Here is a 23,953-nt window from a genome sequence, read left to right on the forward strand (position 1 = left end):
TTAAAGAAAGCGGATCAAAACAATAATACGGTCATATTGTTTGTTTAGTATCTTTTGGTCAACGGATCTCATTCATCAAGTTTTTCCCGATGATGACGGTGAATTCCTCGTATAACGGCTCAAAGCGTTTTTTCCAGAGGACCTTTTCCTCATCGGAGAGCGTGATGATTTGCAGAGACTGATTTTGAAGAAGGGATTGCAGCTGATTCTGGTGCAATAACGATTCACGGTTGTTCCAATCCGACGTTTCCCTTAACGCTTCCTGGAGAAGCTGCTGTACGTCGGGAGGGAGATTCTCCCAAAACCGCTTGTTGAATGTGACGACATAGCCAAGATAACCGTGGTTGCTTATCGTCATAAAACGCTGAACCTGGTACAGCCGTTTGCTTAGAATATTGGAGATGGTATTCTCCTGCCCATCCGCTCTGCCAGTCTCCAGCGTCCGGTAAAGTTCATTAAAAGGCGTGCTGATCGTCGATGCGTTCAGCGCTTTAAACTGCCGCTCCAACACCGTGCTTGGCTGAATCCGGAATTTCAGGCCTTGAAAGTCTTCAGGCGTCCGCAGCGGACGGACGTTATTGGTGACCTGCCGGAAGCCGTTATGCCAGAAGGCGGCTCCTTTCAAACCTTTAGCCTCCAGCGTCGCGAGCAGGCGCTGACCCAAAGCTCCTTGAAGGGATCGGTCGACTTCCTCCTGATTCTGAAAAAGGAACGGGAGATCCATGACAAGCCACATGGGATCGATTTTGTTCATATTAGAAAATGAGGGAGCGATCATTTGAACGTCGTCATGCTGCAGGGCGGCGATTTCGGTGTCTTCCGTGTACAGCATGCCGTTCGGGAACACCTGGACTTCGACACGGTCCTGCGACTTCTCTTTGACGAGCTGGGCAAAATGAGCCGCGGCGAGTCCTTTGGGCGTATTCTCGGCGACGACGTGGCTGAATTTGATGATAATCCGGTCTTTGAGGCCGGTAAACTCCTCATCGTAAGGCAGTTCGCCTTTGATATCAGGTTGAAAACCGATGACATATGCGGCAAGCAAGCCAAGCACAAGAAAGATGCCGATTCCCGCAACCGTTTTGATATGAACTCACCTCCGGGTTATTGCTATTTCAGCCCTATTATTTCACAATAAGGTAGAAAAATAAACCGCACGAAAGGAAGGGGAAACGGTGAACCGGCTGCGCATCTATTGGAAAATCATGCTTCTTTCGTTCGGATTGGTCCTTTTCTCCCTCTTGATTGGCGGCATTGTACTGATCGGCAGCCTTACCCGGCTCAAGGAGGATGAACTGAGAAACCGGCTTACGATAACGGCGCAAACCGTTGCCAATCTGCCGAATGTCATCGAAACCATCGATGATCCCGATGCCGCGGCTCATATTGCTCCGGTTGCGGACAAGATCCGGATTTTAAATCGTGTCTCCTATATCAGCGTGCTTGACATGAACCGGAGACGATTGTCCCATCCGTTATCGGAGCGCATCGGCGGAACGTTCGCCGCAGAAGAGAACGAGACGGCATTCGCCGAGCACACGTATGTCTCAAAGGTGCGAAACGAAGCGGGCGTCGGCCTTCGGGCTTTTGTACCGGTCATGAACGCCGCGCATGAGCAGGTCGGGGTGGTCGTGGCGGGCGGCCTGCTCCCGGGTATAGATGAGCTGATCCGCGAGGAAAAACGTCCGCTCGCCGTTACTTCCCTGATATCGCTTCTGTTCGGCATCTTCGGCTCCGTACTGCTGGCCCGCCATATCAAGCGGCAGATGTTTAATCTGGAGCCCCAGGAAATCGCCAGAATGTTCAGAGAACGTACGGCGGCGTTCCAGGCGATGCAGGAGGGGATTATTGCCATCGACCGGAGCGGAGTCATTACGATATTCAATGAACGCGCCAAACAAATTTTCGGCATAAAACATGATGCGACGGGACGGGCCATCGGCGATGTCATTCCGGAAACCCGGCTGATGGAAGTGCTCGATTCGGGACAGCCGGCGCTGGGCAAGGAACTGAAATTCGGAGGGACGATCCTGTGGAGCAACCTGATTCCGATCCGCGAGGCGGGGGATACGGTCGGAGCCATCGGGATCTTCCAGGATCGGACGGAAGTGACGAGGATGGCCGAGGAATTGACCGGCGTACGTGAATTTGTCCATGCTCTACGGGCGCAAAATCATGAGCATATGAACAAGATACACACCGCGGCGGGATTGATTCAGCTTGGAAAACAGCAGGAGGCGCTCAATTACCTGTTCGAAATCGCAGATCAGCAGGAAGAGATTACGCGGTTTCTGCAGCAGCATTTTGACGATGACGGCGTGGCCGGACTGCTTCTGGGCAAGATCAGCCGCGGCAAGGAGCTTGGCATTGAGCTCCGCATTAACCCGAACAGCAGATTGAAACGCTTTCCGGAGCTTCTTGACCGCCATGACTTCGTACTGCTGCTCGGTAACCTGATCGAAAATGCCTTCGATGCCCTTGCCGATGTGGAAGCCGAGCATAAAGAAGTATATGTCAGCATTGAGCAGAATGAGGAACTGCTGTCCATCGCGGTCGAAGACAACGGGTGCGGCATGTCGCAAGAGACGATTGACCGCATGCTAGAACGCGGTTTTTCCACCAAGGAGGGGGAGAATCGGGGGATGGGCCTGTATTTGCTGAACGATATTGTAACCAAAGGCAACGGCAAGTTAACATGTGAATCGTCGGTCGGTTTGGGCACAACGATGGAAATCATATTTCCGATGAAAGGCGGGACAGGTACACGTGATGAATAACACAGAGAAGCCGTATTTTCGGGTGCTGTTGATTGAGGATGATCCTATGGTCCAGGAAGTGAACCGCCAGTTTGTGGAGCAGGTGGAAGGTTTTCATGTTGTAGGCATGGCAACCAACGGTTTAGAGGGACTGAAGCTGATTGAGCAGTTGAAGCCGGATCTGGTCTTTCTTGACATCTTCATGCCCTCGCTTGACGGAATTGCCACCCTGCAGCGCATCCGCTCTGCAACGATGCCTGTCGACGTGATCGTCGTGACGGCTGCCAAAGATGCCGAGACCGTGCGTTCGATGATGCGCAACGGCGCGTTTGATTATATCATTAAACCGTTCAAGATCGAACGGGTTCACAAGACGTTGGAGCGGTACCGTGAACGGCACATGACGCTTAAGCCCGGAGCATCGGTAACCCAGGATCAGTTGGATAACATTCTGATTAGCGGCGAATCCGCAGGTGAAGCGGAAATGAAGAAAACGCCGGTGGATTATTGGCAAATTTCGTCTGACGATCTGCCTAAAGGGCTTAATGCGGCGACGCTTAAACAGGTGCTCAGCGTCATGGAGCATCAGGGCGGCCGCCTGTCCGCGGAGGAAACGGCTGCAGGAGTAGGCATCTCCCGCGTGACGGCAAGACGATACCTGGAATTTCTTGAGAAACGCGGGATCGTGCGTCTCGAGGTACATTACGGCACGATAGGCCGTCCCGTCAATAGATATGAATTGCTGCATGATCAAAACGACCAAAAATAAGTGCGATAACGAAATAGATAGGACGATCGCGGGAACGGTTGAAAAACAACCTTGCTTACGATCGTTTTTTTGTTGATTTTTTTAAAAAACTTATATACAAGAATGGTAGTGTGGTTGTATACTAGTGTGGGAGGAGTTGATCCAGATTGGAATGGGGAAGAAAGATGATGGCCAGATCTACCCGGGATCATGTGTATCAATTACTAAGAGAAAACATTTTAAACATGCAGTTGGAACCCGGAACCAACATTTCGGAGAATGAGATTTCTGAAAAATTCACAGTGAGCCGAACCCCGATAAGGGAAGCTTTTCTTCGCTTGGCTCAAGAGGGCCTGCTGGAAATATATCCACAAAAAGGTACCGTTGTTTCTTTGATTGATCTGGAACGGGTGGAAGAAGCCAGATTTATGCGCGAGCAGGTAGAAAAAGCCGTCATTCTTTTGGCTTGTGACCATTTTCCAAAGGAATATCTCTTTGAGCTTGAAAAAAATCTGAGAATGCAGGAGCTTTGCACTCAGGAGCACGACTATACCAAATTGTTTGAACTGGACGAGCAATTCCATCAAACGATCTTTGAAGGCTGCAATAAAAAGCGCTCATGGCAGACGATTCAATCCATGAAGATGGACCTGGACCGGATTCGTATGCTGAGATTGGCTACGGATTACAATTGGACCGACATTCTGATGCAGCATCAAGAGATCGTACAAGTGATCAAAGAACGGCGGTCCGATCGGGCTGAAACCATCATACGGCAGCATCTGAATCTGGTTATTCACGATCGGGATGCGTTGAAAATGAAATATCCCGCCTTTTTCAAATAGATAAAGCGCTTCCTTGCAAACAAGGAGCGGATCGGATTTGAAAGCGGATACATATTCTGAATTAACATAAGGTGGTGATAAGGGGCAACGGATGAAGGTTCTTTTTGTAAACGCTTTAATTCATATGATCATTAGGAGGTCAAAAACATGAAGAAAGCACTCATTTCCATTCCGCTTGCTGTTCTTACAGCAACAACGCTGCTTGCAGGATGTTCAAGTAACGAAGAGGCGCCAGCTTCACCCGGCAGCGCTTCTACGGACCCGGTTGAATTGAATCTTTGGGGAGGCCATCCGGAAATCGATCCCTGGTATAAGAAAATGGCTGAAGAATATAAAAAAGAGAAGCCCAATGTAAACGTGACGATTTCATCGTTTCCTCTGCGTGACTTTGAAAAGAAAATTGCAGCGGCCCTGCCTTCCCAAAGCGCTGCGGAAATTGTAACGATCAATCCTGTCGTGGCTTTGCGATATATTGAAGGCGATATGCTGCATAAGGCCCCGGAAGATCTGGCCAAATTGGTCAACACGGAGAGCAGCTTCCCTAAGATCATTTCGGAGACCGCAAATTATAACGGCAATGTATACGGCATTCCGCTTCATATATCGAAAGCCGTTTTATTCTATAACAAAAAAATGTTTGAAGAAGCGGGTCTTAGCGGTCCTCCGACCACGATGGATCAATATTTGGAGTATGCGCAAAAAACAGCAAAACGAGACGCGTCCGGAAAGCTGATTCGAGCCGGACAATCTCTCCGCTTGAGCGGCGGCGGCAGCGGCGTTGCCGAGAAATTCTGGGTTTTGCTCATGCAAAACGGCGGCAGCGTCGTGAAGAAAATAAGCGACGGGCAATATAAAGCGAATTATGACAACGATGCGGGTTTGAAGACGGTTCAAATGTATGTGGACATGGTTCACAAATATAAAACCGATGATCCGACATTGAAGCACGATGCAGAAGCTTTTGAAATGGAAGCGGCGGCCTTCTTCTCACGGGAGTCCTGGGTGGTCGGCGATATTCAGAAGAAAGCTCCAAATCTGCAGTATGATACGGCCCCCATGCCGAAGGCGACTTTGGTTGTTCCTTTTAACTTCCATGTCAGCAAGTCGGCGGAAGGCAATGTTGCGGCGGCCGCTTGGGACTTCATTCGCTTTATGATGAAGCCTGAAAATCAAGTGGAGCTGATGCGCATGACCGGCTGGCAGCCCGCAAGGGAGGATTTGGATTTGGAGAGCCTGTTCAAGGAAGTCCCTCAATACAAGAGCTTCTTTGAAAAACGTGAATTGGAAACGTATCCGCCACTGCCGGAGTTTGATGAAATTATGACCAAGTTTGCAGACAGGCTTGCCAATAAAATATTTACCGATGCCAGCTTAGTGGACAATCCGGACAAAATCAGAGCGTTGTTGGCCGAGGCTGCCAAGGAAACGAATGACATCTTGAAACAATACGGACATCTGGCTCCATAATCAATGACAAATTGGCAGATTCGGTCATTGTATGGCCGGATCTGTCAATATCCTAATGGAAGGGGAATCGTTCTCTTGTCATCAACAACGATTAAACCGGAAGGTTCGCCGGCTAAACGTGTGAAGCGTTCCAATAAACTGACAAGATCAGCGACTTGGTTTTGTTTCCTGGGATTGCTGCCGATCCTTGCCTTATTTACTTATATCCGTCTCATTCCTATTGTCAAAACGTTCTATATGAGTCTGTTTCAATGGGACATGGTTTCTCCTAAGAAGCCGTTTATCGGCTTGCAAAACTACATCACCTTGTTCCAGAATGAAAACTTTCTGATCTCGTTGAAAAACACGACGATTATCGCTTTTAATGTCTTTCTATTCAGCGTACCGTTCGCTTTAATGTTAGCCGTGCTTATATTAAACCAGGTTCGGTTCAAGTCATGGTATGAGGCCATCTACTTCCTGCCCTTTATTGCACCCATGGTTCCGGTGACGGTGATTTGGAAATGGATTCTGGATGCGAACAATGGATTAATGAACTACTTTATTTCATTCTTCGGCATTTCCTCCAAAGCGTGGCTGCTGGATCCCAAGCTGGCTATTGTTTCGGTCATTATGCTGACCGTATGGAAAACGCTCGGGTACAATATGGTCATTTTCATGGTAGGGCTTAAAGGGATTTCCAAAGAATACTACGAAGCGGCTGCCATTGACGGAGCGACGGGGATTAAGGCGTTTTGGCACATTACGGTGCCGATTCTCAAGCCCATCACGGTGTTTGTCTCGGTCATCACCTTAATCCACAGCTACAATGTATTTAGTCAAATCTATATTCTGGCATCCGACGTGCAAGGCGCTCCGGGTTATGTGGTAAGGGTGCTTGTGTACGACATGATCGAGAACGGATTCCGCTTCTTTAAAATGGGATATGCTTCTGCCGAAGCCGTTATTTTATTCTTGATCGTACTCGCTTTAACGTTGATTCAATTGGGATTGGCTAAAGAAAGAACGTCCTCGAAGAAGGGGCTGAGCTGATGATTCGTACTGTACGTTTACAAAACATACTGGCGGGAAGCGTTCTGATGCTGGGCTCGATCGTCATGCTGATCCCTTTTATCTGGATGATTCTGACGGCATTCAAAACAGCTCCGGAACTGAACCAATGGCCGCCCAGTATGTGGCCGCAGCAATGGAACCTGCACAATTTTGCAGAGGTGTTTAGTAAAGTGGAAATTCCACTGTACTTGAGAAACAGCTTGGGCATGGCCTTGATCTCAGCGGCGTCGATCGTTTTTACTTCGACGTTATCGGGATATATATTCGCCAAGTTCCGGTTCAAAGGCAAGAACTTCTTGTTTGCGCTCGTTCTGGCAACGGCGATCGTCCCTTTTGAGATTTATATGATCCCGCTCTATTTGCAAATGAAGGAATTGGATTTAATCAATACCTTCCAAAGCTTGTTTATCCCTTATTTGATTATGAGCTTCGGGATCTTCTTCATGAGGCAAAACATCATTCAACAAATTCCCGATGAAATCATTGAATCCGCAAGAGTGGAAGGTGCGTCGGAGTGGGGAATTTTTGTTAGAATTATTGTTCCGCTTTGCAAATCTCCGATGAGCGCACTGGCCATTTTTGCCTATATCGAGGCATGGAATGCTTTCGTTTGGCCGCTTCTTGTCATGGGGAAGAAAACCTACTATACGATGGAGCTTGGGCTGGCCATGCTGCAATCTTCATTCGGAATAGAGCTCAATATTATCTCAGCCGGTGCAGTGATTTCCGTTTTGCCGATTCTCATAGTGTTTATCTTCTTGCGCAGATATATTATCGAAAGCGTGAGTATGACCGGACTGAAGTAGAATCCTTTAGACTTTGCAGGTGGTGAAAAGCGTGGCTGCGAATCAGATCGAATTAAAGCCGTTTAAATTATCGAGAAACCGGGTTTGGCGAACATATGCCGGAGGGGAATGCCTGGAGCGGTGGCAGGGCGGCTCCCATCCATCGGACAGCTCTTTTCCCGAGGAATGGGTAGCCTCGACGGTGATCGCTTCGAATGCAGGAAGAGAAGAAGTGGTGGAAGGATTAAGCGAGATTGTACTGGAGAATGGAAAGTCCATCACTTTAAAGGATCTCATCCGTTCCAATCCGGAAGATATCTTAGGCCGTCGGCATACGGCGAAATATGGTTCCGAAACGGCGGTGCTGGGGAAAGTTCTGGACGCCGGGGAGAGGCTGACGATTCAGGTTCATCCGGACCGTGAATTCGCGCAATCCGCCTTCCAATCCGTATTCGGCAAAACGGAGGCCTGGTATATTCTCGGAGGCCGCACCATCGGCGGGGAAGATCCGTATGTGCTGCTCGGGTTCAAACCGGGAATGACGCAGGCCAAATGGAAGCAGCTTTTTGAAGATCAGGATATTCCGGGCATGATCGGCGCGCTGCATAAAATTCCTGTGCAGCCGGGCGATGTCTTTCTTGTGGAAGGCGGGGTTCCGCATGCCATCGGGAGCGGATGCTTTTTAATCGAAATTCAAGAGCCTACGGATTACACCTTACGGGTGGAAAGAACGACGCCCAGAGGCCATTCGCTGCCGGATCAGGCCTGCCATCAAGGGTTAGGCTTTGAGCGGATGCTGGAATGCTTCCATTATGAAGCCTATGACGAACAGGAAACATTGAGCCGATGGAAGAAAGAACCGGTTTTAGTCAGACAGCTGGCCGGCGGAAGCGAGTACGCACTCATTGATCAAAGCTCTACAGACCGGTTCCGCATGCATTTGCTGGAGATTCTAGACGAGCTGCAGGTCGAAGGGAACGGCACATTTTCTATCGCTATTGTGATTTCCGGCACGGGAACCATCGTTTGCCGGGGGCAAGCCCAAGACGTCAGCCAAGCGGACGAGATCTTTTTTCCTGCTGTTCTTGAGCAAGTGATCTGGATCAATACCGGTAAGGAGCCGATGAAAGTGATTCTTTGCTATCCTCCCGAATAAGATGCGGGCTGCTGCCCGATTGGAGGCCGTTGGAAAGCTGATGTGCATGTTTACTGTGTGGAATCCCGATAATGACTGAAAGGCAGGAGCAAGCGTGAGAATGGTATTCAGATGGTTTGGCGAGGGAAACGATCATGTTTCTCTTGACCAAATTAAACAAATCCCCGGCGTAGAGGGTATCGTATGGGCGCTTCATGACGTTCCCGTCGGGGAAGAGTGGCCCATGGACAAAATCATTGAAGTTAAAAACCATGCCGAACACTATGGGTTCAACATCGATGTCGTGGAAAGCGTGAATGTTCATGAGGATATTAAGCTGGGTCTTCCTACCCGGGATCAGTATATTGAAAACTATAAAAAAACGATAGAGAAGCTGGCGTCCGTTGGTGTAAAGGTGATTTGCTATAATTTCATGCCGGTTTTTGATTGGATACGAACCGACTTGTACAAGGAGCTGGAGGATGGCTCCACCGCCCTCTTCTATGAAAAGGCGAAGCTGGATCAGATAGACCCGATGGAATTGGTACATCAAATTGCGGACAATCCAAAGTTTACGATACCGGGCTGGGAGCCGGAGAGATTAGCTTATCTTTCCCAATTATTCGAAGCCTATAAGCATGTAACGGAGGAAGATTTATGGAATAACCTGCACTATTTCCTGGAGCAGATTATTCCCGTAGCCGAGGCGAACTACATCCGTATGGCGATTCACCCCGACGACCCGCCGTGGTCCGTATTTGGACTGCCGAGAATTATCACCAATCGGGAGAACATCAGAAGGCTGTTAAAGCTTGTCGATAATCCATACCATGGCGTCACGCTTTGCAGCGGTTCTTTGGGCGCGAATCCAAACAATAATATAGCGGAGATGGTTCGGGAGTTCGCGGACCGGATTCCATTCGCCCATATCCGCAATGTAAGGGTGTACGATAACGGCGATTTTATTGAGACTTCCCATCGAACCCGGGACGGTTCGGTAGACATATATGATATCGTCAAAGCTTATCATGAAAACGGGTTTACCGGGTATGCCAGACCCGACCACGGCAGACATATCTGGAATGAAGAGTGCCGTCCCGGCTACGGGCTTTATGACAGGGCTCTCGGCATCATGTACCTGTGGGGAATCTGGGATACACTAGACAGACTGCAAAAGGAGAGAGCGTAATGCTGCAGTTGAACAGCAATTTGCAAGGGAAAGTCGCGGTCGTTACCGGTGGAAGCGGAGTCCTGTGCGGGGCCATGGCCAAAGAGCTTGGACGACAAGGCGTCAAAGTGGCCATTTTGAATCTGAATGAAGAAAAGGGCCGAAAGGTGGCTCAGGAAATCAGAAATTCAGGCGGTACGGCCATAGCTGTCCCCTGCAACGTATTGGATGTGGAGAGCGTAAAGAAGGCCGAGGAAATCATTTCGAAAGAGCTGGGCATTTGCGACATCCTGATCAACGGAGCGGGAGGTAATCATCCCAAAGGAACGACGACGAATGAAATCTTAAAATTGGAAGATATTGATAATCATGAAATCACGACTTTTTTTGATTTGAGCAAAGAAGGGTTCGAATATGTTTTTGATTTGAATTTAATGGGTACGCTCATTCCGACACAAATCTTCACCAGGAAAATGATAAACCGCAAAGGCGCGGTGGTCATTAATATGTCCTCTATGAGCGCGCCGTCCCCGATGACCAAGGTTCCTGCCTACAGTGCGGCCAAAGCCGCGATTGACAACCTGACTCAATGGTTGGCGGTGCATATGGCGAATGTGGGCATTCGCGTCAATGCCATTGCTCCGGGTTTTTTCCTGACCGAACAAAACCGGAAGCTGTTAACCAACGAAGACGGGTCTTTAACGGAAAGATCGAATAAAATTTTGGCCCATACCCCGATGCGGAGATTCGGATCTCCCGAAGATCTTCTGGGAACGATGATCTGGTTGGCCGATGAGCAGATGTCGGGCTTCGTAACCGGAATTACGATTCCGGTAGACGGCGGATTCATGGCGTATTCAGGGGTCTGATGATCAGGCGGTGCGAAAGCTGTCCGAAAATGTCGGGAAAGCCCCTCTTGTTGGGAGGGGCTTTTGTTTGTTCAAGATGATTTGGGCTTTATGTTTTCCGCCAGCAGCTCGCCCATCGGCGTCCATTCCGTTTCCTTCGGCCGTTGGGGATACGTGACGGGCAATCTCGGGAACAGCAGCTCCGAAATTCTGTACGCTTCTTCGAGATGCGGATAACCGGAAAGGATAAACGTATCGATTCCAAGAGCCGCATATTCCTTCAGCCGTTCCGCCACTTCGTCGGGGCTGCCGACCAGTGCGGTTCCAACGCCGCCTCTCACCTGACCGATTCCGGCCCAAAGATTCGGGCTGACTTCCGGCTTGTGCCGATTGTCGCGTACGAGCTGGGTCATGCGGCGCTGGCCGACGGAATCGAACCGGTCGAGCATCGCCTGCGCCTCGCGAACGTCCTCTTCAGACACATACTGTATCAGCTTCCGGGCTGCCGCCCATGCTTCTTCCGCCGTTTCGCGGACAATAATCTGGACGCGAAGTCCGAATTTGATCCGGCGGCCGAGGGCTTGGGCGCGGCTTCTCACATCGGCGATTTTTTCCGCTACCATGGCGGGCGTTTCGGCCCACGTCAGGTACGTATCGATATGCTTGGCAGCCACGGCATGGCCCGCCTCCGAAGAGGCGCCTATAAAGAGCGGCGGAGACTGCCGGCTGAAAGGGACGTATTGCAGTTTCGCCCCTTCCACCCGGATATGTTTTCCGTGGAAGGTAACGGTTTCGCCCCTCATCAGCCGTTTCCATACGGTCAGGAATTCGTCGGTCGCTTCGTAACGCTCTCCGTGTGAGAGGAAGATGCCGTCGCCCTTCATTTCGGCGGGATCGCCGCCGGTCACCACATTGATCAGCAGCCGTCCGGACGACAGCCTTTCAAACGACGCCGCCATCCGGGCGGCGATGCTTACCGAAATACCGCCTGGACGGACCGCAACGAGAAACTTCAGCTTCTCCGTCGCCTGCATCAGCGCCGAAGCCACGACCCATCCGTCTTCGCAGGCGTGTCCCGTGGGAACAAGCATTCCGGAATAACCGAGCTGGTCCACCGCCTGCGCGATCTGGCGGAAATAGTGCATATTCGTGATTTTGGCGCCTTTCGTGGTGCCCAGATACCTCCCATCGCCCATCGTGGGCAAATACCAAAACATTTCCACGTCGATTCCTCCTAGTATTGTGCTGTGCGGCCTCCTGCGATCAGGGACACCAAATGCTGCCGTAATGCGGCAAATTCCTTGTCGGCGCGCAGTTCATTGAACGACACGCCGCCTTCCCGCCGGAACAGCGGATTGACAAAGTCCTGCACGATCCGCCCGGGGTCCGGCTGCATGACCAAAATACGACGGCCCAGCAGAAGCGCTTCGTCCACATCGTGGGTAATGAAAAACATGCATGTAAGCGTCCGCCGCCAAATGTCGCGTAAATGCAGCTGCATCGATTCCCGGGTGAGGGCGTCCAGCGCGCTGAACGGTTCATCCATCAGTACAATGCTGGGCTTCGCGGCCAGCGTCCTCGCCAATGCGGCGCGCTGCTTCATACCGCCGGAAAGCTGATGCGGCAGCAGGTCGGCCGCCGCTTCCAATCCGACCAGGGCCAGATAGTCGGCGGCTATGCGCCTGCGCTCTTTCCGGCGGACGCCGGCCATCCGCAGGCCGAATGCGACGTTTCCGGCAATGGTCAGCCACGGGAAGAGGTTGGCGTGTTGAAAGACGACGCCAACCTGCGGATCGGGCTTCGTATGAAGCGCGCCGTTGATGCGCACCGAGCCGTCGGTCGGTTCCAAATAGCCCGCGATAATGTTCAGCAAGGAGGACTTGCCGCAGCCCGAAGGCCCCAGCACGCAAACGAACTCATCGGGTTCCAGAGCAAGGTTGATGTCCTGAAGCACATGCAGCGGTGTGGAGCCTTGACGGTACGTTAACGCAATGTCCGTCAGTCGGATCCCCGCCGTGTCCGCCGGTTTTGGAGGAGAAGCGGATAACGCCGGTCGACCGGGTTCCGTCAGGCCGGGAACGGCCGGCGATTCAACATATGCGCACATGATCATGCCACCTTTCCGAGATAGGGTTGTTGCGTTACTTGGTATACAGATCGCTGCGGATGGCCTTTTGGAAGACATCGGCATCCGGCGCGCTTTTAATGGATTTCTGCTCAACGAGGAAGTCGGCCGTTGCTTTCAGCAGCGCACCGAATGCGCCCGGCTGTTCCGGCGTTCCCATATATTTGGCGTCCGTCTGCTGGGAGGCGTCGAGCACGGTAATCTCGTTCATCGCCTTGAGCGTTTCCTCCGGCGTCAGGCCAAGCTCTTTGGACAGCGACTCGGCTGCTTCCTTCGGGTGGTCGCGGTAGTACTTTGTTCCTTCGTCAAGCACTTCGATATACTGTTTGACGACGTTCGGGTATTTGGCGATAAAGTCGTTGTGGACGACGCCGAATTCGCCGGTCGGTGCGCCTTGATCGGCAACCTCTTTCGAGTTGATGATGACCTTGCCGCTTGCGGCCAGCAGCTTCGATTGAACAGGCTGCCAGGTATAAGCGCCGTCGATGTCTCCCCGCTGCCAGGCTGCAAGAAGATCCGGCGCCTGCATGTCGATGATTTTGATCGTCCCCGGATCGATATTGGCTTGTTTCAGCGCCGACAGCAGGCTGAAGTGGGAGGTGGAGCCGAAGGTCGTGGCGATGGTTTTGCCTGTCAAATCCTGCAGCGACCGGATACCGGATTTCTCCTGCACGACAAGCGCTTCGCTCTCTCCGATGACGTCATGTATATAGTAGATTTGGTTCGGCAGCCCTTGGGCGATGCCCGAAGCGCCCGGCGGTGTACCGACCAGGCCAAAGTCGATGCTTCCGCTGGCGATGGCGGTATTGACGTCCCGTCCGGAATCGAACTTCAGCCAAGAAATTTTTACGCCGGGAAATTTCTTCTCTGCGAGTCCGAGAGCCTTGGCCATCAGTTCGCCGTTCGGGGATACCTGGTAGCCGATACGGATTTCTTTGGGCAGCTCTGCGTTAGGTTCGCCGGCAGATGCGGCGCCGGTACCGGTCGTTTCCTTTGTGCCGCCGCCGCAGGCGGCAATAAGCAGCAGCAGCGATGCAATGAGGGAAACGGCGAACAAACGGGAAGATATTTTGACGAATCGGTTCATGGTTAATCGCTCCTAATCCATTGTTATTGTTCAATCCAGGGGGATACCCGCCGAATCAGCAGCCTTATCGCCAAATCGATGAGAATCGCAATGATGCCCATAATGATGATCACGGCATAAATAATATCGCTTCGCAAATATTTGCTGGCATCCAGCACCATCCAGCCGATGCCCGAAACGGCTGCGACCATTTCCGCCGCCACGAGGGTGGCGTAGGTTACTCCGACCGCCGTCCGCAGGCCGGTTAACAGATCGGGCAGACAGGAAGGGAAGATGACAAAGAGGTACAGGCGGAGTCCGTTCGCGCCTAACGAGCGGGCTCCGTTGATCCGGTCGACGGGAATGCGGCGGGTGCTGTACACGGCGGCAATGAACATCGGGGCGAAGCCGCCGAGGAACAGCAGAACAATTTTGGACGTGTCCTGAATCCCGAACCAGAGCACCAGCAGCGAGTAATAGGCAAGCGGCGGAAGCGGCCGGTAAAACTCGATGAACGGATCGAAGATGGCGCGGAGCAGACGATTTCTCCCGCAGACAATCCCAAGCGGCACCGCTGTAAGGAAGACCAGGATCAAGGCGAGGAAAATCCGCCGGAAGCTTGCGCCGATATGGGCAAGCAGGGTCGATCCTTTGTAACCCTCATGGACGATATCGGCGAATGCCGACCATACCTCCGAAGGGGAGGGAAGGAACAGCGGGTTTACCCACGCATGGCGGCTGGCTATCCACCATAACAGCAGGACGGCGATGACCGAGCAGGCGGAAATGGCGAGATAAAAGCCATTTCCCGGGGACGACCGGCGGCCGTTGGATTGGCGGATTTTGATGGCCACACGATCACATCCTTTCGTTCGAAACTTATTAATCAGATTGAAATAGTAGGTTTTTTGTGGCAAAATGACGAAATAAGGCGCAGTCCGATCATGCCCGCAGCGATGGCGCTTAGTTTAGAACAGCTTCCGTTTGCTGTATGTTTCATGGAACAGCAGGATGCCTGCCGCCACGGAACCGGCTGAGCCGATTCCTGTGAATACGGCGCAAGCCGTACCGATCGGGAGGAGACAGGCCTGATTGGCGTAAAGGCGCAGCTCCCTGCAGCGCAAACCGGCGGGATGCCCCCCGGTACCATCGCCGGAAAGCCGTGGGAGCTTTCAGTCCGGGCGCCCGAGCCCGCCAAAGTACACGTACGGCCGCCCCCTACGGTTGCGGTTCACGGCTCTCCACCTTAGTCAGCAGGTAGGCCAGCACTTCGGAACGAAGCTGATCGTCGAGCGGAGCGAACCCGAACAGCTCGCAAAAGAATAATCCGTCCGCCGCCAGCCGGGCAACCGTCGCTTCAACCGGGTCTTTGCATTCCTCCGTCATCCGGCTTTGCCAGAGCAGGTACCGCTGCCGCATGGGTTCAAGCAGATTGGGTTGATTCGCGGCGGCCGCCAGAATACCGAAACTCATCTCCAGATCCTCCTTGCTGATCTCGAACGTCTTGATCAGATACGCCTGCGCCCACCGGTTGTTAAGCGCGGTGTTGCGGGCGGCTTCTTCATCCGTGTCCGAATCGAACCGGTCCAGAAAGTCATCCAGGGCAGCCTGAATCAACGCTTCTTTCGTGGGAAAGTGATAGAGCAGACCGCCTTTGCTAACGCCCGCCTCTTTGGCAACGGCATCCAGCGTCAGATGGGAAGCCCCCAACTTTCTGACCAGCCGGCAGGCTACCTGCAAAATCGTGGTGCGTTTCGAATTTCGGTTCATGGCTCACCTCCATAATTTACTATACTGTCCGGACGGTACAGTCGTCAATACAAAATTCGTATAATTCCTATATATAAAATAGGGATTAGATACGGCCTGCTCAATGAATTCGCTTCGAAACCGATGCGGGAAATCCCGAGAGAAGCCTGGCTACCTATCGTTCTATAGCGGTCCGTTCATGCGGGAAGGTTCCGCGCGCGGTCCAAGATATGTTTTACACTCCATTAACACTGTCCTAACAATCGAAGGTTAACCTTAGAACGTTATCCGCTTGTACTGTGCAAGGCTTGGATATTCATTTGGTTGCAGGAGGTGATGAATGATGGAGCACAAAAAGAATCGGTTCCGGCGATTGAAGCTGACAGGTATCGCGGCTGTGACGGCTTTGCTGCTGTTCGTGTCCTGTACGGGCGAACCGAGCACAAGCGGGGGGGCGGCTGAAGGCGAATCGTTTTCGAATCCGGTAAAGAAAGCGGCGTTTTATGACACGTCACTGCATCAAGACAAACTGGCCATCCGATACTTTGACCTGGAAGCCGGGGAAAAATCGGGTGACGCCATCCTGCTTACGGCTCCTGACGGCAGGCAGCTGCTTGTCGATGCCGGTATTCCATCCGCCGGACCGCAAATCGAGGAGAGGCTTAACAAGCTTGGCATCCATAAGCTTGATGCGGTTCTCAGCACCCATCCGCATATCGATCATATCGGCGGGTTAACCACGCTTCTTCTGACGAAACCGGTAGGGGCATACTATCACAACGGAATTCCTCACGATACGGAAACGTACAGGAAGGTGCAGAAGCTGCTGGAGGATAAGCGCATTCCGCAGACGAAGCTCCTTGAAGGAGACCGGCTTTCGTGGGCATCGGATGTAACGGTCGAGGTGTTGAATCCTCCGGTCGGCACAACGCCCGGGTCTTTCGAAAAATGGGGAACCGAGGAGCTGAATAATCATTCGCTGGTGCTGCTGATTACCCATGGGAGCAACCGCATTCTTTTGACAGGCGACTTGTACAAAAACCAGGAATACGCTCTCGTCGAGAAGTATGGAGATCGTCTGCAGGCCAAGCTGCTGCACGCCCCGCATCACGGAGACATGACCTCTTCATCCGGCCCGTTTATTAGAAGCGTTCGGCCGGAGATTGTAATGATCAGCGCGAATGTTTTGCAAAGCCTGGATATTCTTAAACGCTATGAGAAGGAAAACGCGACGGTATACAGCACCGGATTGAATGGAAACGTCTTGTTTGTGTCCGACGGTGAAAAGGTGACCGTGTATCCCGAGCAAACTCGTCAAAACATTACAAAACCATAACAATACCATAACATTCTCATAACAATCGGGTAGTAGACTGGGATTAATCTTGATTCCGTTGGTAGCACAAGATTCTGCCTAAAGCTCCATGCCTGATGCTTACAAGCGGGATATGGAAACAATTTCATAATGAAGCGGACGGGTGGAGACGATGAGAAAACCCAAAAGCGCGCTGCTTACGATGTATTTTGTAGGGGGTGGTCTGTCTTTTGGTCGGGTTTCTTGAAGTCTCTTTTTTAATTTCCAATGATTTTTACTAGTGAAGGGAGCCGAAATGCGGCATGAAAATGAAAAAATGGATGACAGCGATGGCAGCCGGTACACTGGCGGCGAGCTTGGCTGCCTGCTCCGGCGGAACAACGACGGAAGGAACGGTTCAGGCGGATGCCGGGTTGAAGGATGATACTACTCCGGTAACCATTCAATACTGGCACTCCCATGCCGAGGCCCAAATGGAAGGCTTGAACTACATGGTCGCCGAGTTTAGCAAGAAATATCCCCATATTACGGTAGAACCCGTTTTCCAAGGCGCTTACGCCGAACTCCATAAAAAGCTGCAGGCAGCCGTTGCGGCGGGAGACGTGCCGGCCGTTACCAACGTGGAAGTATCCTCCCTGCCGAACTTTGCCAACAGCGGTGTATTCGCCGATTTAACGCCATGGATTCAAAGAGACAAGGTGCAGTTGGATGACTTCTCCAAAGGGATGCTGCAGGCTTACGCATATAACAACAAGCAGTACGGCTTCCCTCTGATTGTCAGCACAAGCGTATTCGTGTATAACAAAACCTTGCTGGATCAGCTGGGCGTGCAGCCTCCGCAAACGTGGAGCGACATTGACGCCTTCAACGAGAAGGTGACGCAGAAGGAGAATGGAAAGACGGTTCGCTATGCCTTCTCCGTGCCGGGCTGGGATACCTGGTACTACGATCCGTGGCTGGTGAACGGCGGAGGAACGATCCTCACCTCCGATATGAAAAAATCGGCTGTGGAGACACCGGAGTCACTACGCTATATTGAAAAATTCTATAAGTGGAAAAATGAAGGGCACATGCATATCGGATATGGAAAAGGGGCATCCGACAACATGCGGCAAATGTTCCTGAACGGTCAGATCGCCATGGTTCAGCACACGTCCGCCATGCTGAAAATGTATCGGGAAAATGCCGGGTTTGAAGTGGGCGTATCGTTCCTGCCGGGTGACAAACAGCGCACCTCCAATATCGGGGGAGCGGGTATCGTCATGATGGAGCAGGAGGATGCGAAAAAGAAGGAAGCCGCCTGGAAATTCATCGAGTTCATGACGTCTTCCGAACACAATATTAAGTGGGCCGAATCGGTTGGCTATTTGCCGACGCGCAAATCGGCGATTTCCTCGAACGAAGGCAGCGAATATTTCAAAAGATGGCCGCAGTATAAAGCGGTATTCGATAATTTCGACAGCGTGACCCCTCGCCTTCAGCATCCGGCTTATCCGGAATTCAGCAAGCAGTATTTGGAAGTGATGGGGAAAATGGCGTTAAACAATGAAGACCCGGTCCCCCTGATGAAGGAAGCCGCTAACAAAATAAACGATATCTTGGCGGATTTCGAGTAAATGAACATGAAGAAGGAATGGCATGCTCATCACAGCGGGAAGGCGGCGTCCGTTACGGAAGCCGCTTCCTCTCGCCGCCGATCCGGTCCCCTACGGTGGGAAGCCCTGAAGGATTTTTCGTTTGCTTTGCCGGCATTGGGATTTTTAGGTCTCTTTTTGTACTATCCGCTCTTCTATTCCATTTATATCAGCTTCACAAACTGGAACATGACCCGTCCCATCAAAAAATTTGTCGGGGCGGACAATTATGTCCGATTGTTAACCAGTGAGGATTTTTACCAATCTTTGAAGGTCACCATGATCTATACCGGGATGGACGTCGTGTTCACGCTGGGCGCCGGATTGCTGCTGGCGCTGCTGTTTAATGTGGCCAATTCCCGCTTTTACGCTTTTATGCGCGGCGTGATCTTTCTGCCCTATTATGTATCGATGGTCGTAGCCGCGATGGTATTTATTTGGATTTATAACAATCAATACGGTTTGCTTAATTATCTCATAGGCATGCTTGGATTCGAGCCGGTCAATTGGCTGGTGGATCAAAAGACGGTGCTTCCCGCGCTTGTGGCCGTTTCCGTGTGGAAAGGCGCGGGCTTTGCGATGATTTTATTTATCGCCGGTATGCGCGGCATACCGTCAGAATATTATGAGGCGGCGTCCATCGACGGTGCCGGCCGGTACCATTTATTCCGTCATATTACGCTGCCTTTGCTGTCGCCTATGACATTATTTCTGGTGATCACGACATTCATCTCATCCATGCAGGTATTCCAATCGGTAGACATTATGACGAACGGAGGGCCGCTGAAGGCGTCCAACGCATTGGTCTACTGGATTTACACCATGGCGTTCGACGAATTCAAGACAGGGCGGGCTATGGCCTTGGTCATCATTTTGTTTGTGATGATTCTGGCGCTTACTCTTGTACAATGGATGATCAGCCGAAAGAAGGTGCATTATGAGGGGTAGCCGAAACCGTCTGACGGCCGCGGTAAGAGCCGCAGCTGCGGTCATCGTGACCTTGCTCATGTTCTTTCCTGTGTTTTGGATGCTGGTAAGCTCCCTGAAGACCCAGTTTGAAATGAGGTCGGCCATTCCGACATTATGGCCCCAATCGTTCGCATGGGAAAATTATATGGCAGCCTTTCAGGTGATTCCCTATGCGCGTTTTTTCGGCAACACGCTCATCATGTCCCTCGGGATGGTGGTGCTGCAATTGAACGTATCGCTCATGGCGGCGTACGCCTTTGCCAAGGGGCGTTTTCCGGGAAGGGAGCCTTTGTTTTTCCTCGTGCTCGCAGCTATGATTGTTCCGGATCAGGTCACCTTCGTGCCCGTATATGTCATGATGTCCAAGCTGGGCTGGCTGGACACCTATTGGGCGCTCATCGTCCCGCACGGCGCATCGGCATTCGGCATCTTTCTGCTTCGTCAGGCGCTGAAGTCCCTCAATAACGATGTATTGGAAGCGGCCCGCGTCGACGGTGCCGGCCGGTTCGGGTTGCTGTACCGCATTCTGCTTCCTATGGCGCTTCCGACCGTTGTGACGCTGGGCGTTCTCATTTTTATATCCGGCTGGAATTCCTACTTCTGGCCGTTAATCATGACCAATTCCAACGAGATGCGTGTATTGACCGTCGGGATTGCCATGCTGCGCGATTCCATCGCCGGCAACGAAGCCATGGAGTTTCATATCATCATGGCGGCGAGTGTGATGGCGATCATCCCTATTGTGATTATCTTTTCGCTTATGCAAAAGCATATTGTGGCCGCTATGGCCAATTCAACCTTTAAATAAATATACCGCAGCACAAATTCGGGAGATATGGTAACAGGTAGTAGTAGGCTGGCAGGGGAAGGCTGCTTCGGAATCATGGAATAGTTCATAATATGGAGGTAGTGATGGATGGAAATCAGAGGCTTAGCCCATCGAGGATATCCTCTAAAATTCCCGGAAAACACAATACGCGGCTTCCGAGCCGCTTTGGAGCTTGGTTTTACCCACGTGGAGCTTGACGTGCATCTGACACGCGACGGGGTTCCCGTCGTCATTCATGACCCCAGCGTCAATCGGACAACAAATGGGCAAGGACTCGTCAAGTCTTATACGCTTCAGGAGCTTCGCGAGCTGGATGCGGGGGATGGCGAGCGCATTCCGACATTGGAAGAAGCGTTGCTGTTCGCCAAGGACAGAATGATTGTTGATATAGAGCTGAAGCAAACCGGCGATTTTTATCCGGGCTTGGAAGAAGCGGCAGTGGATGTGATCCGGCGCACCGGGATGGAGAAGCAGGTCATTGTGACTTCTTTTGACCACTATGCCGTCGAACGGACGCGCAAGCTGCATAACGGGCTTGATTTGGGGCTGATTATTTATGGTGCAGCTCCGGCGGTTTTCCCGTATATGAAGGAATGGAACATCCGTTACTTGTCGATGAAGTACGTTTTTTTGACACAGGCCTATATGGAAATGTGCCGGGCCGAGAACGTTCAATTGATCGTCTGGACACCGGACGACGAGAAGACGCTAAGCTCTTTGACCGCTTATTCCGACCTGCTGGTCTGCACGAACAATTTGGAGGGCTGGGCGGCTGCTTTGAGGCAAGCTTAGCATTACCGGTATGTGAGGCGCGCGTTGGGACTGTACGGCGGGTGGTCAGACAGACTCCATCAAAAGCTTCATCTAAACCACGAATGGTTCTTCCTCGAAAGGGCTTCGCTTCAAAAGCTCTTTTCTTTCGATCGGCCGAATGTGAAAGCGATATTAGCCTCAAGGCAAGAGGGTTTTTGCCGGTCATTAACGAATGTTTATTACAGAAAGGAAAAAAATGTGATCGGTTTCTAAAAGACCGAATATCAAAATTACAAAAACTGTAGTGCCGCCATCATTGTACAATAGAAATAACAAACGTTTGAGGAGTCGGTCACAATGGATTTGGGAACAGCGTTTGATTATGCCATTGAGAGATACCCGAACAAAATCGCTCTTGTGCAGGACCATAAAGTGTTGACCTTTCAGCAATTGAATGAAGAAGTAAACCGGCTGGCCTTTTCTCTTCAAAAACTGGGAATCGTCAAGAGGGACCGGGTTATGGCGCTGCTCAAAAACCGGCTGGAGACGGTTTGTTTGTTTTGGGCCGTACAAAAACTGGGCGCGATCTTTACGCCGATTAACCTTCGCCTTTCTCCCGAGGATACGCAGTACTGCATCAATGATGCGGAACCCAAAATCGTTGTATACGAGAAATTCAGTCAGCGCTCCGTTCAATGCGCCAAATTTAATGAGCGTCCCATTCTTATCAGTCTCGATCCGGATGAAGGCGACCTTTCTTATCAGGAGTTGATTTCCAGAGGGATCGGCGATTTTTCCGGTTTTTCCCATAATGATAGCGACGATATAGCCGTCATGCTGTACACTTCAGGCACGACCGGGGTGCCCAAGGGGGTCCCGAGATATCACAAAAATGAATATGCCTCCACGATGGCGCACATTATCCAAAACCGCTATGAAATATTCGACAGCACGCTGGGGGCCATGCCTTTATATCACACGATGGGGATCCGCTCGCTTCTTTCCATGTGCGTATTGAACGGCAAATATGTGCTATCCCCGGACTTCGACGTTCGAAAAGCCCTTGCGCTTCTGGCTGAAGAAAAGATCACCTGCCTCTATATGTATCCGAGCATGTACCTGGAATTGTTGAAGGATCCCCGTTTTTCAGATTTTGATCTGTCCTCTCTTCAGAAAATCGGCTATGCAGGTGCACCGATGTCTGCGGCGCTAACCAAAAAGTGTTTTGAGATGTTAAAACCGGCTCACTTTATCAATCATTATGGGAGTACGGAAATCTATACCTTCACCACCTGTTCGAACCTGGATAAAAAGCCGGGATGCGCCGGAAGGCCCGGGATTCATCAAAAAATCCGGCTGGTTCCAACCGACGGCTCCCAAGCCTCTTCTTCCGATACCATCATCCGCCCGGGAGAAATCGGGGAAATCACGGTCCAGGCCGAATCGATAGAAGCCTTTAAAGGGTATTGGAACCGGCCGGACGCAACTAGAAAAGCGATCCGGAATCATTGGTATCATACGGGCGATTTGGGATACTTTGATGAAGACGGAGATCTGTATGTGGTCGGCCGAGTGGATGAAATGGTGATTTCGGCGGGAGAAAACATTGCTCCTACGGAAGTGGAGGAGGTTTTGCTTCAGCACCCTAAGGTATGGGAAGTCGTAGTTATGGGTGAGGAGGATGAACGCTGGGGACAGATTGTTGCCGCATTCATCGTACCCAAAGACAGCAGTCTCACGGCCCAGGAACTCGATCAGTTCTGTAAGCAGCATCCCAAGCTGTCCAATTTCAAACGGCCGCGGAAATACGTTTTTGTCAACGAGATTCCAAAAAGCCCTTCGGGAAAAACGCTGCGCCGCGAATTGCGGAAAGAACATTTAACGATCACGGAATTATAAGGCAGGAGGGACGGTCTTGACTGGACTACTGATTGTAGACGATGAAGCGGAAAGTCGCCAAGCCATTCGTTTAATCATTGAAGAAAGCCAGTACAACTACCTCTCCGTTTATGAAGCGGCTTCTGCCGAGCGGGGGTTGTTTCTGTTAAAGCAAAATCAGCCGAACATCGTCATCCTGGATTTGTCTTTGCCTGATTTGGACGGGATCAAGCTGGGGAAAAAGATGATGGAAATGAACCCGAAGGTTTCGATCATCGTAGCGACGTATTTGAAAATGTTCGAAACCGTACAAATGGCCATGAACGCAGGATTTTCCAAATATTTTCTGAAACCGCTTACCGACATGGAGCTGCTTACGGCCTTGGACGGCCTTCTGCTTCCGGGGTTAATGATGGAAACCAATTATTTGGGGACCCCGCCATCCCCCTCCAAACCGGTCGAGATGGATCTCGGAAATCCGATTCAAAGCGTAATCCGGTATATTCACAACCATTTCTACGAACCGATTACCTTGAACGAAGTGGCCGATTGGGTGTATCTTAGCGCTTCTCATTTCAGCCGTTTATTTAAAGCGGAGATGGGCGTTACGTTTATCGAATACTTGACGAAATACAGGGTGGAACAATCGAAGCGGCTTATCAAAATGACCTCGCTGCCGATTGAAGTCATTGCGAATAATACCGGATTTGCGAATGCCGGCTATTTTGCCACAACCTTTAAGCGGCTGGAAGGGAAGACGCCTACAGAGTACCGAAGCTTGTTTTCCAATTTAATGAATAATTAGCATAATTGTTAAAATGAGATTGAAG

General features: G+C 51.2%; 23 protein-coding genes. 16 read left to right on the top strand and 7 right to left on the bottom strand.

Going from position 1 to position 23,953, the window contains the following annotated elements; translation table 11 throughout:
- Positions 1-58: 58 nt before the first annotated feature.
- Entirely contained in the window at positions 59-1,087 is a 1,029-nt protein-coding gene (locus NR121_RS05560) for a DctP family TRAP transporter solute-binding subunit (RefSeq protein WP_256830941.1), read from the bottom strand.
- Between the two features lie 88 nt (positions 1,088-1,175).
- Between NR121_RS05560 and NR121_RS05565 the strand changes: the two genes are divergently transcribed.
- The 9 genes from NR121_RS05565 to NR121_RS05605 all read left to right on the top strand — a co-directional run bounded on the left by NR121_RS05565 (position 1,176) and on the right by NR121_RS05605 (position 10,826).
- The gene (locus NR121_RS05565; protein ID WP_082660877.1) at positions 1,176-2,777 is read left to right on the top strand and encodes an ATP-binding protein; all 1,602 of its coding nucleotides are present in this window, start codon (positions 1,176-1,178) and stop codon (positions 2,775-2,777) included.
- A complete protein-coding gene (locus tag NR121_RS05570) occupies positions 2,770-3,525 on the top strand; it encodes a response regulator (protein ID WP_062409797.1) in 756 nt (251 codons plus the stop codon). Before NR121_RS05565 ends, NR121_RS05570 begins: the two co-directional genes overlap by 8 nt.
- A gap of 146 nt (positions 3,526-3,671) precedes the next feature.
- Complete coding sequence (locus NR121_RS05575) at positions 3,672-4,349, top strand: GntR family transcriptional regulator (RefSeq protein ID WP_306274291.1); 678 nt, start codon at positions 3,672-3,674, stop codon at positions 4,347-4,349.
- Between the two features lie 147 nt (positions 4,350-4,496).
- Positions 4,497-5,816, top strand: coding sequence for an extracellular solute-binding protein (locus NR121_RS05580; protein ID WP_062409796.1), 1,320 nt, complete (start codon positions 4,497-4,499; stop codon positions 5,814-5,816).
- A gap of 75 nt (positions 5,817-5,891) precedes the next feature.
- On the top strand, positions 5,892-6,848 hold the full coding sequence (locus NR121_RS05585) for a carbohydrate ABC transporter permease (protein WP_054817492.1): 957 nt from the start codon (positions 5,892-5,894) through the stop codon (positions 6,846-6,848).
- On the top strand, positions 6,848-7,675 hold the full coding sequence (locus NR121_RS05590) for a carbohydrate ABC transporter permease (protein ID WP_054817493.1): 828 nt from the start codon (positions 6,848-6,850) through the stop codon (positions 7,673-7,675). Before NR121_RS05585 ends, NR121_RS05590 begins: the two co-directional genes overlap by 1 nt.
- A gap of 31 nt (positions 7,676-7,706) precedes the next feature.
- Positions 7,707-8,810, top strand: coding sequence for a type I phosphomannose isomerase catalytic subunit (locus NR121_RS05595; RefSeq protein ID WP_256830869.1), 1,104 nt, complete (start codon positions 7,707-7,709; stop codon positions 8,808-8,810).
- A 94-nt stretch (positions 8,811-8,904) separates the two neighbouring features.
- Positions 8,905-9,978 (top strand): mannonate dehydratase, encoded by a 1,074-nt coding sequence (gene uxuA, locus NR121_RS05600; RefSeq protein ID WP_054817495.1) that lies wholly within the window; start codon positions 8,905-8,907, stop codon positions 9,976-9,978.
- Positions 9,978-10,826 (top strand): SDR family oxidoreductase, encoded by an 849-nt coding sequence (locus NR121_RS05605; protein ID WP_062409793.1) that lies wholly within the window; start codon positions 9,978-9,980, stop codon positions 10,824-10,826. Before uxuA ends, NR121_RS05605 begins: the two co-directional genes overlap by 1 nt.
- A 71-nt stretch (positions 10,827-10,897) precedes the next feature.
- Here NR121_RS05605 and ssuD read toward each other — a convergent pair whose 3' ends face one another.
- From ssuD to NR121_RS05635, 6 genes are all read right to left on the bottom strand, one after another.
- Complete coding sequence (ssuD, locus tag NR121_RS05610) at positions 10,898-12,028, bottom strand: FMNH2-dependent alkanesulfonate monooxygenase (protein WP_062409792.1); 1,131 nt, start codon at positions 12,026-12,028, stop codon at positions 10,898-10,900.
- A gap of 11 nt (positions 12,029-12,039) precedes the next feature.
- Positions 12,040-12,912 (bottom strand): ABC transporter ATP-binding protein, encoded by an 873-nt coding sequence (locus NR121_RS05615; protein WP_083351303.1) that lies wholly within the window; start codon positions 12,910-12,912, stop codon positions 12,040-12,042.
- Between the two features lie 34 nt (positions 12,913-12,946).
- Positions 12,947-14,017: a taurine ABC transporter substrate-binding protein gene (locus NR121_RS05620; RefSeq protein WP_054817496.1), complete on the bottom strand. Its 1,071-nt coding sequence runs from the start codon at positions 14,015-14,017 to the stop codon at positions 12,947-12,949.
- Between the two features lie 23 nt (positions 14,018-14,040).
- Positions 14,041-14,844, bottom strand: coding sequence for an ABC transporter permease subunit (locus NR121_RS05625; protein WP_074728645.1), 804 nt, complete (start codon positions 14,842-14,844; stop codon positions 14,041-14,043).
- 120 nt (positions 14,845-14,964) lie between these two features.
- On the bottom strand, positions 14,965-15,120 hold the full coding sequence (locus NR121_RS05630) for an SMR family transporter (protein ID WP_082660873.1): 156 nt from the start codon (positions 15,118-15,120) through the stop codon (positions 14,965-14,967).
- Between the two features lie 94 nt (positions 15,121-15,214).
- The gene (locus NR121_RS05635; RefSeq protein WP_054817497.1) at positions 15,215-15,766 is read right to left on the bottom strand and encodes a TetR/AcrR family transcriptional regulator; all 552 of its coding nucleotides are present in this window, start codon (positions 15,764-15,766) and stop codon (positions 15,215-15,217) included.
- 319 nt (positions 15,767-16,085) lie between these two features.
- Between NR121_RS05635 and NR121_RS05640 the strand changes: the two genes are divergently transcribed.
- The 7 genes from NR121_RS05640 (at position 16,086) to NR121_RS05670 (ending at position 23,928) form a co-directional block, all read left to right on the top strand.
- Entirely contained in the window at positions 16,086-17,081 is a 996-nt protein-coding gene (locus NR121_RS05640) for a ComEC/Rec2 family competence protein (RefSeq protein ID WP_062409791.1), read from the top strand.
- A 281-nt stretch (positions 17,082-17,362) separates the two neighbouring features.
- On the top strand, positions 17,363-18,676 hold the full coding sequence (locus NR121_RS05645) for an ABC transporter substrate-binding protein (protein WP_256830876.1): 1,314 nt from the start codon (positions 17,363-17,365) through the stop codon (positions 18,674-18,676).
- Complete coding sequence (locus NR121_RS05650) at positions 18,677-19,642, top strand: carbohydrate ABC transporter permease (protein ID WP_249929596.1); 966 nt, start codon at positions 18,677-18,679, stop codon at positions 19,640-19,642.
- A complete protein-coding gene (locus NR121_RS05655; protein WP_074728581.1) occupies positions 19,632-20,471 on the top strand; it encodes a carbohydrate ABC transporter permease in 840 nt (279 codons plus the stop codon). Before NR121_RS05650 ends, NR121_RS05655 begins: the two co-directional genes overlap by 11 nt.
- Positions 20,472-20,579: 108 nt before the next feature.
- Positions 20,580-21,284, top strand: coding sequence for a glycerophosphodiester phosphodiesterase (locus tag NR121_RS05660; protein WP_062409788.1), 705 nt, complete (start codon positions 20,580-20,582; stop codon positions 21,282-21,284).
- 318 nt (positions 21,285-21,602) lie between these two features.
- A complete protein-coding gene (locus NR121_RS05665; protein WP_074728577.1) occupies positions 21,603-23,144 on the top strand; it encodes a class I adenylate-forming enzyme family protein in 1,542 nt (513 codons plus the stop codon).
- A gap of 16 nt (positions 23,145-23,160) precedes the next feature.
- The gene (locus NR121_RS05670) at positions 23,161-23,928 is read left to right on the top strand and encodes a helix-turn-helix domain-containing protein (protein WP_062409785.1); all 768 of its coding nucleotides are present in this window, start codon (positions 23,161-23,163) and stop codon (positions 23,926-23,928) included.
- The last annotated feature ends 25 nt before the right edge of the window (positions 23,929-23,953 follow it).

The sequence above is a fragment of the Paenibacillus sp. Pae15 genome, from assembly GCF_024519685.1.
GTDB lineage: Bacteria > Bacillota > Bacilli > Paenibacillales > NBRC-103111 > Paenibacillus_G > Paenibacillus_G naphthalenovorans.

Bases quoted from the DNA above. Each gene is read 5' to 3' on its own strand.
- NR121_RS05640 (WP_062409791.1), top strand. From the start codon at position 16,086: ATGATGGAGCACAAAAAGAATCGGTTCCGGCGATTGAAGCTGACAGGT.
- NR121_RS05620 (WP_054817496.1), bottom strand. From the start codon at position 14,017: ATGAACCGATTCGTCAAAATATCTTCCCGTTTGTTCGCCGTTTCCCTC.
- NR121_RS05645 (WP_256830876.1), top strand. From the start codon at position 17,363: ATGAAAATGAAAAAATGGATGACAGCGATGGCAGCCGGTACACTGGCG.
- NR121_RS05570 (WP_062409797.1), top strand. From the start codon at position 2,770: ATGAATAACACAGAGAAGCCGTATTTTCGGGTGCTGTTGATTGAGGAT.
- NR121_RS05635 (WP_054817497.1), bottom strand. From the start codon at position 15,766: ATGAACCGAAATTCGAAACGCACCACGATTTTGCAGGTAGCCTGCCGG.
- NR121_RS05590 (WP_054817493.1), top strand. From the start codon at position 6,848: ATGATTCGTACTGTACGTTTACAAAACATACTGGCGGGAAGCGTTCTG.
- NR121_RS05615 (WP_083351303.1), bottom strand. From the start codon at position 12,912: ATGTGCGCATATGTTGAATCGCCGGCCGTTCCCGGCCTGACGGAACCC.
- NR121_RS05580 (WP_062409796.1), top strand. From the start codon at position 4,497: ATGAAGAAAGCACTCATTTCCATTCCGCTTGCTGTTCTTACAGCAACA.
- NR121_RS05660 (WP_062409788.1), top strand. From the start codon at position 20,580: ATGGAAATCAGAGGCTTAGCCCATCGAGGATATCCTCTAAAATTCCCG.
- NR121_RS05655 (WP_074728581.1), top strand. From the start codon at position 19,632: ATGAGGGGTAGCCGAAACCGTCTGACGGCCGCGGTAAGAGCCGCAGCT.
- NR121_RS05605 (WP_062409793.1), top strand. From the start codon at position 9,978: ATGCTGCAGTTGAACAGCAATTTGCAAGGGAAAGTCGCGGTCGTTACC.
- NR121_RS05650 (WP_249929596.1), top strand. From the start codon at position 18,677: ATGAACATGAAGAAGGAATGGCATGCTCATCACAGCGGGAAGGCGGCG.
- NR121_RS05665 (WP_074728577.1), top strand. From the start codon at position 21,603: ATGGATTTGGGAACAGCGTTTGATTATGCCATTGAGAGATACCCGAAC.